Raw genomic sequence first — 14,318 nt, forward strand, 5'->3', positions numbered from 1 at the left:
CGGGGCAATCTGCCCGGTTCTCCCGATCAGGAGGCTTCGCTGCTGCCGGATTCCGATAAGGTCTCCCAGTCCTTGCACACATCGATCCAAGCAAGACCGCCGGAGTATTGCTCCAGCTCCGCGCAGGTCAGCTCAATGGCCGAGTTGGAGCTTCCACAGGCGGGAAAGACGGTTTCGAACCGCTTCATCGACACGTCGAGGTAGACCTCAAGCTTGTGGGTAAGTCCGAAGGGGCAGACGCCGCCGACGGCATGTCCAGTCTGCTCCAGCACTTCATCCGGGCTCAGCATTTTGGCCTTGAAGCCGAACTGCTCCCGGAACTTCTTGTTGTCGATTTTGGCATCGCCGGCGGCGACAATCAACATGGCGGATTCGCCTTCTCCCTTAAAGGAGAGGCTCTTGGCGATGCGTGCGGGAATGACGCCAATTGTAGCGGCGGCCTGGTCAACTGTGGCGCTGGATGTTTCGAATTCCATGATATCGTTCTCTCTTCCGAAGGAACGGAAATGGGCTTTTACTTCTTCGATGGCCATGGGGTTAAATTCTCCTTTCGCTATATGCTTAAAGATCAAGCCTGATTTTCTGAAGCAGCAGGGTGAGTTGCTGCTTCTCTTCATCGGTCAAATCGCGCGTCATTTTGGCGTTCGATTCATCCAGGACACGTTGAAGCACCGGCAGGAACTCCAGCGCCTTGTTCGTCGGAAACAGCAAATAAGAGCGCCGGTCGCCCGGGTCGGTCCGCCGTTCGATGTATCCGGCATCTTCCAGCTGCTTCACGGAACGGGCCGTTGTCGCTTTATCGAATTTAAGATCGCAGGTCAGCTGCTCCTGAGTCGTCCCGGGCGAATGGAGGATTGCTTTGAGGAAGCTGTGTTGTCCGCCTCCGCCAATGTCGTATTCCCCTAGCGAACGGGACAAGTACTTCTGCTGGGATCGATGAATATTGGAGATCAGCCGTCCAATCGGTTCTTTTCTAGAGGTGTCGTTCGGATTCATGGAGGGCTCCTTTGGTCTGATAGCATTGGTACGCCCACAGGGCGATGAATATCAGCCTCAGACAGTGGTGATGGTATTGAAGTAATACCAAAAATTTTACAGCAAAACAGTTGCGTACGCAACAAAAATGGAGTACACTTTGGAAGTCAAATGGTTGCGCACGCAACTAAATGCTGTGCACAGCCAATAATTGCAAGTTCGGGAAAACGGGGTGGTTACATGAGCTCGATCACACGGGCGACCTATCAGGAAGATGCAGACGTACAGAAGCGCCGCTGGATCATTCTGATTGTCCTTAATTTATTTACCTTTATGTCTACACTGGACGGAAGTATCGTGAATATTGCGCTCCCGGTGCTGTCCGGCAAGCTGGGACTGCCGATGGCTCAGGTGGAGTGGGTTACGACCGGTTATTTGATGGCAATTTGCTCGGTCATCCTGTTCTTCGGCCGACTGGGAGATATCGCGGGCAAGATTCGGATGTTCAAGATCGGTACGGTTGTGTTCATTATTGGCTCGCTGCTCTGCGGATTCAGCGGAACGCTGCCGCTCCTGGTTGCTTCACGGATTGTCCAAGCTCTGGGCGCGTCGATGACCATGGCGAACAGCCAGGGGATTGTGACGGATATCTTTCCGGCAAATGAGAGAGGCAAAGCGCTCGGCCTTATCGGCACCTTCGTCTCGCTCGGCAGCATCGCCGGTCCGAGTCTCGGCGGCATTATTGTAGCCAATCTGGGCTGGGAGTATATCTTCTGGGTTAACGTGCCGATCGGCTTGATCGCCATTCTGCTTGGCTGGAAGATGCTCCCGAAGGATCTGGTTCGGGTCAAAGCCCGCATCGATGTCTCCGGCAGCCTGCTCTTCGCCGTGTTTATCGTCTCCCTGTTCGCCGGCCTGCTGCTCGGCCAGCAGAGCGGCTATGGCAACACAGGCATCATCCTGTCACTGGTCATTGCTGCGGTTGCATTGGCGGCCTTCCTGTGGGTGGAGCTCCGCAAGCCGGAGCCGCTGCTTCAGCTGAATCTGTTCCGGAACCCGCTGTTCTCGATCAGCATTCTGTGCGGCTTCCTGGTCTTTGCCGCGAATTTCTGCTTCAACATCATTTCACCATTCTACACCCAGAACATGCTGGGTTTGTCACCGTCTTCCGCCGGTTTCCTGCTGATGCTGTTCCCGATCATGATGGTCATTGTGGCGCCGATCAGCGGGGCGATGTCGGATAAGATCGGATCGGAATTTCTGACGTTCGCCGGATTGATTGTGATGGTCATTGCCCAGTTTGGCCTGGCACAGCTGCATGAAGGCAGTCCGGTCGCATTGGTTGGATTGTGGATAGCCATGCTCGGGATCGGAGGCGGCCTCTTTCAATCGCCGAACAACTCGCTTGTCATGTCAACGGTTCCCCGCACCCAGCTGGGCTCGGCCGGCAGCGTGAATTCGCTGGTGCGAAATGTCGGCATGGTCGTCGGGATCACCATCGCTACCACGACTTTATTCAATGTGATGAGCGGTCTGGCCGGCCATCGGGTAACCGGGCTGATTCCGGGCCGACCGGATATTTTTCTCGCCGGCATGCATGTGGTATTCTCCACCTCGGCTGGCATCTGTCTGGCTGCTGCACTGTTGACCGGACTCCGATTCCTCCGGGCCAAGCAGCGCGTCCGCGATGGAGCCGGGCAGCAGCATGCGGGCGAGGGAGGAAGAGGATAAGGGACGCCGAGTCCGCCCATAGCAAACGGAATGACCGCTGGATAACACCGCGATAATCCTTCGCGGTCTGTTCAGCGGTCACAGCTGTTTCGCACCAGCGCCCGGCGTACAGCTTCCAGATAGCCGTAGCCGTGATGAGAATCCGGTTCCAGATAAGCGCCTTCCGCCCATTCGTTCCAGGAATTGATGAACAGAAACTCGCTGTCGTAGACCGATTGCGCACGACTAATCTGCTCCGAGAGATAATGTTCGAACTTCCGGGGAGACGCCCCCAGTGTACTCTGTCCGCCGGCGCCCATGCGCGGCGTATTATCCCAATTAACAAATGCTCCGGGATACACCGGTTCACCGTCCCGATGGGGAGTCCGGCTCAGGATTGACTGCCAGATCTGATCATAGTCCACCGTCAGGTGGGAAGCCTCGCCGGTCTCCATGCAGCTCCAGAGCCACCGCAACTGCCCGTGTCCGAATGAATAATGGGGCTCGAATTCCAGGCTGGCTTCAAACCCCTTCTGAATGGACAAGGGGAACCCTCCCAATGTCCGGACGAAATGCAGGCCGGGCAGTCCGTGATCACGGGCCAGACTTTGCCAGAACTCGAGCATAGCCTCACATCGCGGAATGCTGTCCGGCCGGTAGATGACAAATAGAGGCTTGCCGTCCCGGCGGATATAGCGTCTGTCCCTGAAGCTGTTCAGAAGGACATCGAAATGCTGCTTCCAGTCATCCTCATCGCCGTATTCCTGCGGCATCAGCACATCGCTGCTCATTCCGTCCCATTTGCGGGTCCAGGGTTCGTTCGCCCAGGACAGGCAGAACGGGAAATCGGGCTCCCCGCTTTCGAGAACTTCCTGAAGCGGCCTCTCCAGCAGCCGTTTTCCCTTGAACCAGTAATGGTAATAACAGAATCCGTAGATACCGTACTTCCGGGCTGTCTCCGCCTGCCATTCACGAGCGCTTGAATCTGTCAGATCATAGTAGTAGTCATTGAACGGGCGCCTTGGCTGCATATGTCCAGGGTATAAAGGCTTTGCCTTTTTTACATTTGTCCACTCCGTAAATCCTTCTCCCCACCAAAGATTATTCTCCTGAATCTGATGAAACTGTGGAAGCAGAAAAGCGATGAGTTTCAAGGTGATTCTACCCCCGATCATAATCAATCTCCCTGAAAAGCCAGCTGGAGCAGCTCGATGCATTTGTTAAGGAATGAACGGTTGTATCTCAGATCGGACAAAGCCCTGGAGGCGACCAGACGGCGCAGATCCGCACGCTCCCAATAGTGGTTGAATTTGTCGGCCAGATCCTTAAGCCCGTCGAACCAGACCATTGTTTCGTTGACATGCGGATGTCCGGATAAAGCCGAGTTCCGGCAAATGAGCTGGAAGGCCCCACACCCGGCAACATTTTGGGCCAACGAGAGCGAGGGGGAGACATTGACCACCATTTTGGCGCCATTGATGTATGGGTTAAGATCATTTGCCGGGATTGAACAGGGATGACGGAGAATTTCCCAGTCGGAGCCCCATGTTCTGATTGTTCGTCCGGCATGAATCAAGGAGTTGGCGAACATGGCGGTAGTATGCTGATGCTCCGCATTTCCAAGGAAGAGGACATCGGATTGATAGGCATGATCCACTTGAAGGGGAAAGTACCGGGTAGAGTCCCAAGCATACGGAAGACAAAATACTCTCCGGCAGCCCAATGATTGATAGGTGGACAAAAGCTGTGGATTTTGTGAGAACACACAATCCATACCCTGCACCAGAGTTCCCGCGTTCACGGGCAGCATGTGTTCGTCGGAGAGCCAGATCATTTTGCGTGAAGGGGAGAGTCGCAGCTCCGACAGATTATGGTCAGGCAATCCGGTCCCGTTGCCGATGCATATTATGAGATCCGGTCGGAAGCGTTCGACATAGCTTGGAAGATGGTGCGTGTACTTGATGCCGACGACTTCCCTGACGAGCTGCCGCAGCGGTTCCTCAATCAGAATAAGAGCCGGAAGATCGGGGTCGTCAGCATCCGGAGCAAGCAGCAGCACCTTCAAGGATTTCATAGCTGATCCATACGGCTGCGAGGCTTCGCTTGATAGTGAAGCTTCATGCCCGGTTATTGTTCCATCCCTATCGTTCCCGGGAGTTTCCTGAATGGCATATGTTTTGAGTCCGGGATTTGAAATCATCGTGGTCTATCTCGCTCCTTTTGCTCAGTCCTTTTTTAGGGTATGTCGTTATTAGACATTTTGCCTTCATCTGAGACAATACGGGCTTCTGAAACAAGAACAGCCATGTGTTTGTCCGATGCTGACCTTTTGGTCCGAGCATATGCTGGTACAAGGAAGGGAGGGGTCGGCCATGCCGACGTTTGACAGCTTGAGAGTGACAGGCAGTGCGCAAGTGGATCAGGATTTGCATGTAGAGGGCAACGAAACGGTGCAGAACCATTTTCAGGTGAATGGAAATGCGACTGTATCCGGAGATATGAATGTGAATGGCAGCGGGAGTGTGTCTGGATCTTTGCATGTATATGGAAGCCAGACTGTAGCAGTGAACCTCGGAGCGGGCACCAATATGAGTGCAGGATTTCGCATCGTATCGTTAGGCCAGGCAGCGGTGCCTTCGGTTTCGCCGAGCGCACAATCGGTCAAGTTCTACAATGAGACGGCTTCCTCGCAGCCGGGCATTATCCTTAAAGGAACAGACGGCGTGAATTATGTGCTGTTCATCGATGTGACTGCCGGAATTCCTACCCTTGGCATTCAAAAAGCATAAATTCCGCTGCAGATGGCAGAACGAATGCCGATTGGTGAATCGCACAAGTACAAAGAAGCCTGCTCCCATTGGCTACGGGAGGAAGGCTTCTTTGACGTTATAATTTGACGTTATTAATGTCGGAGAGATCGACCAACTCTTAGCTCAGGTTGCGGCTGAGGGTCGCAGGCTGAGTGCCACGGCCGAGAACAGCGGGCTACTATGAACAAGTAAAGGCCCGGGCCGATGCCGTCTGCGATTTCTCATGCTAGTTCTTGAAGCTGTGAATTGGAGCCGGAATCCGGCCGCCCCGGTCGACGAAGCCGGCGCAGTTGAACGAGTTAACCGGCATAATCGGCGCGTAGCCGAGCAGGCCGCCGAATTCCACCATCTCGCCAACGCCCTTGCCGATGACGGGAATCAGGCGGACGGCTGTCGTCTTGTTGTTGACCATTCCGATTGCCGCTTCGTCGGCGATGATGCCGGACAAGGTCTCCTTCGAGGTGTCGCCCGGAATGGCGATCATATCAAGACCAACGGAGCAGACGCAGGTCATGGCTTCCAGCTTCTCCAGCGTCAGCGCGCCGCGCTGAACGGCCTGGATCATCCCGTGGTCCTCACTGACCGGGATAAACGCGCCGCTGAGTCCGCCGACGTAGGAGGACGCCATGACGCCGCCCTTCTTCACGTTGTCGTTCAGGATCGCGAGTGCGGCCGTGGTGCCGGGTGCCCCGGCTTCCTCCAGGCCCATGACCTGGAAGATTTCGGCAATGGAATCGCCGATCAGCGGCGTCGGAGCCAGCGACAGGTCGATAATGCCGAACGGAACGCCAAGCCGCTTGGAGGCTTCCTGGGCGACGAGCTGGCCGACGCGCGTAATCTTGAACGCGGTGCGCTTGATCGTCTCGCACAGCGTCTCGAAATCCTGGCCCTTGACTTCTTCGAGGGCCCGCTTCACCACGCCGGGGCCGCTGACCCCGACGTTAATGACGCATTCGCGTTCGCCGACGCCGTGGAAGGCTCCAGCCATGAAGGGGTTGTCCTCCACGGCGTTGCAGAACACGACGAGCTTGGCGCAGCCGATGGAATCCCGGTCTGCCGTCCGCTCCGCGGTCTGGCGAATGATATCGCCCATCAGCTTGACGGCGTCCATGTTGATGCCGCTGCGCGAAGAGCCGACATTGACGGAGGCGCATACACGCTCCGTAACGGCAAGCGCCTCGGGAATGCTCTCGATGAGCTTGCGGTCGCCGGTGGTGCAGCCTTTCTGCACCAGTGCGGAGAAGCCGCCAAGGAAGTTGACGCCGACTTCCCGGGCAGCCTTGTCCAATGTTTCGGCTACCGGAACGTAGGTGTCCGTGTTCAAGGCGCCGGCTGCAATCGAGATCGGTGTAACCGAGATGCGCTTGTTGACGATCGGGACGCCGAACTGCTTCTCCAGATCCTCGCCAGTCTTCACCAGCTTCTCGGCCGATTTCGTGATTTTGTCATAGATCTTCTGGTTGAACACGCTCAAATCCGTATGCGCACAGTCCATAAGGCTGATGCCCATAGTGATGGTCCGCACGTCCAGATTCATTTCGCGGATCATCTTGTTCGTTTCCTGCACTTCCACCCGTGAAATCATCTTAATCCTCCCGCTTGCTGTTCTCTTTATTTGGCGACGCTGCCCTTAAATCCGGTGCATGATATTAAAGATGTCCTCGTGCTGAAGCTTGATTTCGACACCGATATCCTCACCGGCATGATGAAGATCCTCAACGAGAACCTCAAAGCTCTTCTCGGCTTGCGAAATGTCGACGATCATCATCATATTGAAGTAATCCTGAACGATCGTCTGGGAAATATCCAGAATGTTCACGTTGTTGTCCGCCAGATACGTACACACCTTGGCGATGATGCCAACCTTGTCCTTGCCCAGTACGGTAATGATTCCTTTCAATGAAGCTTCCCCCTTATCCTGATCAGCTGATGGTATCATGTATTTCACTCATTATGTCAAATGAAGATGCAAGCTTCAACCAAATGTTTTATAGCGGAGGCTGTTTTTCGACATTTTTTAGAGGATTTTCTGAAATAATAAAGAATTTACTTGCGAAAGTCTCCAAATGACGCTTGAACAGGAGACGATAGAGGAGGGCCGATAATGGCGATATCCATACTTCTGTTTGTGCTTGCGGGGCTTGCCGAAATCGGCGGCGGCTACCTGGTCTGGCTGTGGCTTCGGGAGTCGAAGCCGGCCTGGTACGGACTTGCGGGCGGATTTATTCTTGTGCTGTACGGCATTATTCCAACCTTCCAGCGCTTTCCCGGATTTGGCCGGGTCTATGCCGCCTATGGAGGAGTCTTTATTATTCTGGCTATCCTGTGGGGCTGGCTTGTCGAGAAAAAGACTCCCGATCTTTACGACTGGCTCGGCGCCGCTGTCTGTCTGATCGGGGTGTGCATTATGCTGTGGGCCCCCCGGACTTGAGGAGCCCGGAGGAGCGAATAAGCCGCCAGGCGAAGCCGAGGAACAAGAGCCCGATCAGCCCGTTAAGCACTCCGGTGAGAGCCGGTGTCATGAACGGCTTGATCAACTCTCCCGCCAGGGAGACAGCGGTCAGGAAGAAGACGGTGGACAGAAGGCAGCCTAACCCAAAGAGCTGGCGCTGACCGCTGTCCAGCTTCCATTCGGCTGTCTTGGCGGCGAACACGCCGGTCCAGAAGAGCAGGGTCAGCGGGTTCGCAGCCGTCAGCAGTAGGGCCTGGACAAAGCTTCCGCCCCGTGTGCTGTGGTGGACGGAGAGCGATGGAAGCAGGGGATGGCCGGCGGCACCCGCCAGCATGTCGGCTCCGAACAGCACCAGCACGGCGGCTCCGGGAATGCAGAGCCAGGTCTTCGGCTTGTCCCGGGAGGCCAGATGCGAAATCCCGGACAGAGCGGCCACAATGTACAGCCCGTCGATCAGGGCGACCCCCAGCACGGCTGCCTCGGCCGATCCGAATCCCTTCGCAGAGGCGGTGCGAAGAATGAACAGGCAGACCGGTCCTACCGCAAGCTGCAGCAGCAGGCCGAATTTAAAACCTCTCAGCAGCATATTTTCAGCTCCTTCCCTTACTTAACAGCCAAGTTCAACGTGAGTTTATCCACTTACCGGTTCCAATTCTCCTTAAGCGAGGACAATGAGATCATGGTATTGCTGCGGATCACGCCGGGGACACTCTTCAGTGTTCGTGTCAGAAAGGTCTCCAGCTCTTCCGTGTCCTTGACAAGCACCTTTAACAGATAGTCGTATTCTCCGGCCAGATGATGGCATTCCAGCACTTCGCCGCTCTCCATGACAAATGAGCGAAAGGCCGGGATTTGCTCGGTCCGGTCGATGACGACGAGTACGAATGCCAGCAGGTTGTAGCCGCTTTTGGCGCGGTTGATCTTGATGGAATATCCTTCGATTAGCCCCGATTCATCCATTTTGCGGATTCGCTCCGTGACAGCGGGAACGGACAGCATCACTTGCTTGCTGATGTCCGAAACGGTTATCCGGCTGTTCGCTTTCAGTGCCTCCAGAATACTGCGGTCTATGTCATCCATTTCGATCTCTCCCTGAAGATGAATTAATGCCAATTGTAATTATGGCCTTTTAATATGTAAATAGAATTGAAAAATACGATAAATAATGAAGTCATTTATATAATAAACCGAATTATTTAAGGTATCATCCTTGCGGATCGAGGATTGGGTGTCCATGCGGCAAGGCAAATCGTCAGGGCTGTACACGAGACGCATTCCTTCATGTGGCTGTCCGGGCGGCAGCGTACAGGGGGCCACGCACTTACCGTTTCCGTTGATCTCTACTCGTATTCTCAGTCCGGCTGCTTCCTGATCACGATCCGGTAGTCCCGGGAAGTTGTGAAATCTTCCGCGGTAACACACAGGCGGACGACGGTTTCCTTCCCGTTCAGTTTGATGGAGCGGGGCTGCGACTCGTCGATCAGCACACCGTCCGCGTAGACCAATGCTCCGGGATGAGCTGTTGCGATGCTCATGGTGACTGCCCCCCGGTCTTCGGCAGCAGTGACAGCAACCTCGCTCTGAACCGGGTCGAAAGGATGATCTGGTTCGGCGCCCTCAAAGCTCAGACTAACGAGATCAGCGACCGAATCAAAGGCGGTCATCGTTCTCAGGATGCCGAAGATCGCATTGTCCTGTTCCGGCGCGGAGAACTTGATGTCCAGAGCGGACTTCTCACCGATCAGGCCGGCATCCAGCACATAACGCTTCTCGACGAACGAGCGTCTGTCTTCCGCTTGAAGCTTCTCGCTGGCAACAAGCGCTTCGTTCGCATAAATATTGAAAGTCCTGCCGGTGTTGCCTCCAAAATAGGTCACCGACAACAGATTGTCCCGGCCGGGAATCACGGCCATCCGGTAGCTGAACCATCCGCCTTGTTCGGCGCGGCGGAAATTGCTGCCATCCCAGGTGCCGACAGAGGTCGCCTCGCCCCGGATGCCATGCTGCAGCTCGTATTGGTCGTTGCCGACCGGCAGGCTATCTATAGTGGCTCGTTCGGTCCGGCTCCGTTCTTTGGTATTGAGAATATGTTTGTGCAGTTCATCCGAATCCGCTTCAACGATCCGCCAGTAGATGCCATATCGCTCGCGGTGCTGCTTGTAGTGGGGAGTGAAGACCAGTCTTGAATCCTCATCGGTGCCTTTGAGCGTAAAGGCAAGATTGCCGTCCTCGTCACGGATCAGATGAGAAGGAAGCTCGGCCAGCCACTGCTCCGGACTCATGCCGATAATAGTGATGAAATCTTTCACGAGCATGCTCCGGGTCGGAACGCTGACCATAACGCCCGTAGAGGACTGATCCATGTCCTCGGAGCCGAGCGCTGCGCTAAGTACGACAGGGCCGTAGCGGAAGCCCGCTACATGCGGCGCATCCGGGAGGGAGGAGTAGGCGACCGACATCGGCAGACGAAGGGCAATGTGATCGCCGTCTCTCCAGGTTTCTTTCAGCAGCGCCCAGCCGTTCTCCGTTTCCAGCTTCACGGCGTGTCCGTTCACTTCTGCCTCAAGCGGTCCCGCAGCCCAGGAAGGAATTCGGACGCGCAGAGATAGCGGGGAGGCGACGCCATCCTGCATCGACAGGGTGAAGGATGTCCGGCCTTCGGCAGGCAGCTCCGATTGCTGAATCAGAGCGATACCCGCTTCTTCCCATTCCAGCCTCGAACTGATATATTGATTGACGTACAGCTCGCAGCCGCTGTGGAAATACAGGCTGTTGTTCAGCTTGGTGAAGCTCTCCATCCCGGTGCCCGTGCAGCACCAGAAATGCTCGAACGGGGAACTGTATACCTTGAAATACCCGGTGGCCATGGGCTGAAAATACATCGTCATCCCGGTATCCGGATTTTGCGAGGACAGGATGGCGTTGATGTAGGTGTTCTCGTAATAATCGGCGTATTTGACGTCACCCGTAATTTTGAACAGCTCTCGGGTCAGTTTCAGCATGTTATAGGTATTGCAGGTTTCGCAGGTGAATTGGGAACGGTCACTGTCCAGGAGGTCAGGTTCTCCGAAATGCTCCCATTCGCTGTTGCCGCCGGTCATATAGCTGTGATGAAAGATGACCATTTCCCAAAATTTCTCGCAAGCCTCCAGGTAGAAGCGCTCGCTTTCGCCCAATATTTTGTAGCGGTTCAGTGCTCCGAGGAACTTGGGGATCGTTGTGTTGGCGTGCTTGCCCCGGAGGATGTCCCGGCCTTCGTGAACGGGCGTGAACAGCGTAAGCTCGTCGAACATATGGGCGGCCTCCAAATGGCGCTCGCTCCGGGTGATCCGGTATAAATCATACAGACAATCATTCATGCCGCCGTATTCGACGGAGAGGACGAGGGAATGGGTTTCATCATCCCATTTGGAAGTGCGTTCCGATACCCAGTCTCCGAGACGGGAAGCGATTTCCAGCGCAGACGCGTCCAGAGTTGCCTCATATACAGACACAATGCCTGCGAGCACCTTATGCATCGTATACCAGGGAACCCAGGCGGGCTGCCGGTTCTCGACCCGGTTGAACAAATCTTCGTCGAAGGCAGAGATGTATCCGTTTTCAAACTGGCAGAGTTGAAATTCGCTGATGATGTATTCGAGCCGCTGCCGCAGTTCGTTATCCCCTGTCTGCTTGTAGGCCTGAGAGACGGCGGTCAGATAATGGCCGAGCGTGTGTCCACGGATTTCCGTCTCTTCCCAGCCGGGATACTTATGCGCTTTGGGTGTCAGACCGCGTGTCTCCCGAAAGCTTGACAAGAGACGGTCCGGATCGTAATTTTTCAAATATTCCAATTCTTTGGCGAATGCATTGACGGCGTATTCGTCCGTCAGAATCACTTGGTCAAGCCCGAAATCCCTAAGCGGAAATGCCGAAAGGGTGCGGGCGGGATTGCCGATGGTCTCCATAGTTTGTGTTCCACTCCTTCATGATCGGTTTAGTCAGCGAATGCTTACAGATCAAGCATAACGCCTTGCGGGTAAGGCGGTAAATGTCTTGAAGTTCGAATCTGTGTAAAAAAGTCAGGTCTTATGAGCCCGCTTTGTGGAAAAAGTCTATCAATTGTGCTAATTTGATTAAGTGAATCAGCATGCGCAGGTGTAAAAAAGTCAGAAATGGTGGTGTAATCCCAGATGCATGCGTTCGTGTTCCGGGTCGATTCGCCTGTTGAAATGATTCATACCGGCAAATTCCTGGCTCCAAGCCCCGAGTGGATTCATCTCAATCGGCTGATGATCGATTATGAATTGATTTTGGTTACCGAAGGCGTCCTGTATATCGGAGGAGACCAGGAGCATTACATGGTCCAAAGGGGAGAATATTTGCTGATGCCGCCCCTTACGAATCAATACGGATATAAGGCATCCGAATGCAGCTTTTACTGGCTGCACTTTACCGCAAGGAACGCCTTGATGAAGGTTGAAGCGGGGCAAGCTGCTGCTGAACCCGGAGAACGGATCGTGATTCCCCAGCAGAAAGCGCTGAACACACCGGAGAAGATCATTGTGAAGATGAAGCAGCTGCAGGACGCCATCCGCTCCTATAACGAGAAGAATCTCAATAACTATATGGCGACCGCCATTCTGTGCGAGCTGTTCAATCAGGCTTCCTGGGTTGCGGAGGAGAAGGGGCGCAAGTCCAAGCAGGAGCAGCTGTATAACGATATTGTTGATTACATCAAGTACCGGAGGCTGGATAATCTCAAGGTATCCGAGATCGCTTCGCATTTCGGATATAACGAGAAATATTTATCCCACCTGTTCACAGGGCTGTCCGGCATGAAATTGAAGCAGTATATGCTGCATCAGAAGATGGAGGAGGCGAAATACATTTTGGCCGATACGAACCAGAACATCAATGAAATCGCGCTGCAGCTCGGTTACAAGGACGCCCACCATTTCATGAAGACCTTCAAGAAGATCGTCGGGCTCACTCCTACCGATTTCCGCAATGCCTATGCCAAAAGACTGCTGTATTACGAGTAGGCAGGGTCCTGGAACCCCTTTCAAAATACCTGGTTCCAAACGCCCGGTCGCCGGCTTGTCTGTGCCTTCTCCGAATTTCATCTCCCCTATTCATGGTGCTCCCGTTCCTGCCGTTATTCATTATAGAGAACTGCAAAATTTATTTGGAACGGCGGGTGCCAAACGGATGAAAAATCATCAGAAAAAGCTTATACTTATGGTTACTTTCAGTTTAATCTTTATTCTACCGTACATAGGAAGCCTGGCAAAATGGGGCGGCTTCCCGCCCGGATACGGAGATTTTCCCGCACAGAAGGTCGAAGATGACCCGGGGTTTAATGCCTTGTATTTTACTCTGGCTTCCATCGTTGCAATATTCATTGCCGCAGTGCTGCTGTTCCCGAGAGCCTTCGGATTCAGAAGACCAGAGAGCAGTCGCCGCACCGTCGGGAGCACTACTCCTTTTCCGGCTTGGTTCTGGTGGAGTCTTCCCGTACTGGCCGTCAGCTGGATCGCCATGTGGGGGCGCGTTCATTTCATTGTCGATCTGGAGCACTATTCATTCGTGCCGCTGTGGTGGTCCTTTATTCTCATTCTGGACGGTATTGTGTATAAAAGGAATGAAGGGAGATCCATTATCTCCCGGAGACCGAAGACGATGCAGCTGCTGGCTGTCGTCTCCTGCTTCAGCTGGTTTGCCTTTGAATTTCTGAATTTCTTCGTTATTGAGAACTGGTATTATCCGAATAACGAAGTGTTCACGAACTTTGGAAATGTGTTCTGGTTTTCGTTATCTTACACAACGGTACTCCCCGCCATTTTCGAATGGTATACACTGCTGATGACCTTCAAGGGCATGAAGGATCGCTACCGTTTCGGCCCCAAGCTCTCCGCTAACCGCAGCTTTCTGCTCATTTACTACGCTCTGGGGCTGGTGCTCGCTTTCGGAATGGGGTATTATCCGTACGTTTTATTCTGGGTGCTCTGGGTTGCGCTTGTTCCGATGCTGTCCGCAGCCATGGCGCTCACCGGCTATTGGACGCCTTTCACTCCTATCCGCAGCGGCGACTGGTCCCGGGTCTTTCTGATTGCGCTCGCCACTCTGTTTAACGGTTTCTTCTGGGAGATGTGGAATTTTGGAAGCGAATGGTTTCATGATTCCCTGCCGACGAATCCGAATTATTGGAAGTACTCGGTTCCCTACCTGGATAAAATACATATTTTCTCTGAGATGCCTATTCTGGGGTATTTCGGTTATTTGTTCTTCGGCGTGAACTGCTGGATTATATGGCTGATCGCCGCGTATATATTTGAGTTCGATGCCGATGTTGAAGTGTCGGAGGATACTGAGTAGAAGGTGGACGAAGC

14 protein-coding genes are annotated in these 14,318 nt (G+C 54.0%); 5 read left to right on the forward strand and 9 right to left on the reverse strand.

Features of this window, described 5'->3' with window-relative positions:
• Nucleotides 1-26: 26 nt before the first annotated feature.
• Together KIH86_RS05185 and KIH86_RS05190 are read right to left on the reverse strand one after the other, a co-directional pair.
• Nucleotides 27-533, reverse strand: coding sequence for a YbaK/EbsC family protein (locus tag KIH86_RS05185; RefSeq protein WP_223086794.1), 507 nt, complete (start codon nucleotides 531-533; stop codon nucleotides 27-29).
• A 28-nt stretch (nucleotides 534-561) separates the two neighbouring features.
• On the reverse strand, nucleotides 562-996 hold the full coding sequence (locus KIH86_RS05190; RefSeq protein WP_223086796.1) for a MarR family winged helix-turn-helix transcriptional regulator: 435 nt from the start codon (nucleotides 994-996) through the stop codon (nucleotides 562-564).
• A 219-nt stretch (nucleotides 997-1,215) separates the two neighbouring features.
• Between KIH86_RS05190 and KIH86_RS05195 the strand changes: the two genes are divergently transcribed.
• Nucleotides 1,216-2,706, forward strand: a complete 1,491-nt coding sequence (locus KIH86_RS05195) for an MFS transporter (protein WP_223086798.1) — start codon at nucleotides 1,216-1,218, stop codon at nucleotides 2,704-2,706.
• A gap of 71 nt (nucleotides 2,707-2,777) precedes the next feature.
• Here the strand turns inward: KIH86_RS05195 and KIH86_RS05200 are convergent, their stop codons facing one another.
• On the reverse strand, nucleotides 2,778-3,839 hold the full coding sequence (locus tag KIH86_RS05200; protein ID WP_223087710.1) for a glycosyltransferase WbsX family protein: 1,062 nt from the start codon (nucleotides 3,837-3,839) through the stop codon (nucleotides 2,778-2,780).
• Nucleotides 3,840-3,862: 23 nt separating this feature from the next.
• Nucleotides 3,863-4,759, reverse strand: coding sequence for a glycosyltransferase family protein (locus tag KIH86_RS05205; RefSeq protein WP_223110332.1), 897 nt, complete (start codon nucleotides 4,757-4,759; stop codon nucleotides 3,863-3,865).
• A gap of 244 nt (nucleotides 4,760-5,003) precedes the next feature.
• Between KIH86_RS05205 and KIH86_RS05210 the strand changes: the two genes are divergently transcribed.
• Entirely contained in the window at nucleotides 5,004-5,474 is a 471-nt protein-coding gene (locus tag KIH86_RS05210) for a hypothetical protein (protein ID WP_223110333.1), read from the forward strand.
• 247 nt (nucleotides 5,475-5,721) lie between these two features.
• Here the strand turns inward: KIH86_RS05210 and KIH86_RS05215 are convergent, their stop codons facing one another.
• Both KIH86_RS05215 and KIH86_RS05220 read right to left on the reverse strand, forming a co-directional pair.
• Nucleotides 5,722-7,080: a PFL family protein gene (locus KIH86_RS05215; RefSeq protein ID WP_223086806.1), complete on the reverse strand. Its 1,359-nt coding sequence runs from the start codon at nucleotides 7,078-7,080 to the stop codon at nucleotides 5,722-5,724.
• 45 nt (nucleotides 7,081-7,125) lie between these two features.
• Nucleotides 7,126-7,395: an ACT domain-containing protein gene (locus KIH86_RS05220; protein ID WP_235775266.1), complete on the reverse strand. Its 270-nt coding sequence runs from the start codon at nucleotides 7,393-7,395 to the stop codon at nucleotides 7,126-7,128.
• A gap of 204 nt (nucleotides 7,396-7,599) precedes the next feature.
• On the opposite strand from KIH86_RS05220, the gene KIH86_RS05225 reads away from it, so the two are divergent.
• Nucleotides 7,600-7,926, forward strand: a complete 327-nt coding sequence (locus KIH86_RS05225) for a YnfA family protein (RefSeq protein ID WP_223086813.1) — start codon at nucleotides 7,600-7,602, stop codon at nucleotides 7,924-7,926.
• Here KIH86_RS05225 and KIH86_RS05230 read toward each other — a convergent pair.
• The 3 genes from KIH86_RS05230 to KIH86_RS05240 form a co-directional block, all read right to left on the reverse strand.
• Nucleotides 7,901-8,533: a LysE family transporter gene (locus tag KIH86_RS05230; protein ID WP_223086815.1), complete on the reverse strand. Its 633-nt coding sequence runs from the start codon at nucleotides 8,531-8,533 to the stop codon at nucleotides 7,901-7,903. The genes KIH86_RS05225 and KIH86_RS05230 overlap by 26 nt on opposite strands.
• Before the next feature lie 53 nt (nucleotides 8,534-8,586).
• Nucleotides 8,587-9,027: an Lrp/AsnC family transcriptional regulator gene (locus KIH86_RS05235; protein ID WP_223086818.1), complete on the reverse strand. Its 441-nt coding sequence runs from the start codon at nucleotides 9,025-9,027 to the stop codon at nucleotides 8,587-8,589.
• 272 nt (nucleotides 9,028-9,299) lie between these two features.
• Nucleotides 9,300-11,894 (reverse strand): beta-L-arabinofuranosidase domain-containing protein, encoded by a 2,595-nt coding sequence (locus tag KIH86_RS05240; protein ID WP_223086821.1) that lies wholly within the window; start codon nucleotides 11,892-11,894, stop codon nucleotides 9,300-9,302.
• A 225-nt stretch (nucleotides 11,895-12,119) separates the two neighbouring features.
• Here KIH86_RS05240 and KIH86_RS05245 point away from each other — a divergent pair, with 225 nt between their 5' ends.
• On the forward strand, nucleotides 12,120-12,971 hold the full coding sequence (locus KIH86_RS05245) for a helix-turn-helix transcriptional regulator (RefSeq protein WP_223086824.1): 852 nt from the start codon (nucleotides 12,120-12,122) through the stop codon (nucleotides 12,969-12,971).
• Between the two features lie 196 nt (nucleotides 12,972-13,167).
• On the forward strand, nucleotides 13,168-14,304 hold the full coding sequence (locus KIH86_RS05250; protein WP_235775267.1) for a small-conductance mechanosensitive channel: 1,137 nt from the start codon (nucleotides 13,168-13,170) through the stop codon (nucleotides 14,302-14,304).
• Nucleotides 14,305-14,318: the final 14 nt, after the last annotated feature.

This window comes from Paenibacillus sinensis, assembly GCF_019904155.1.
GTDB classification, from domain to species: Bacteria; Bacillota; Bacilli; order Paenibacillales; family Paenibacillaceae; genus Paenibacillus_AQ; species Paenibacillus_AQ sinensis.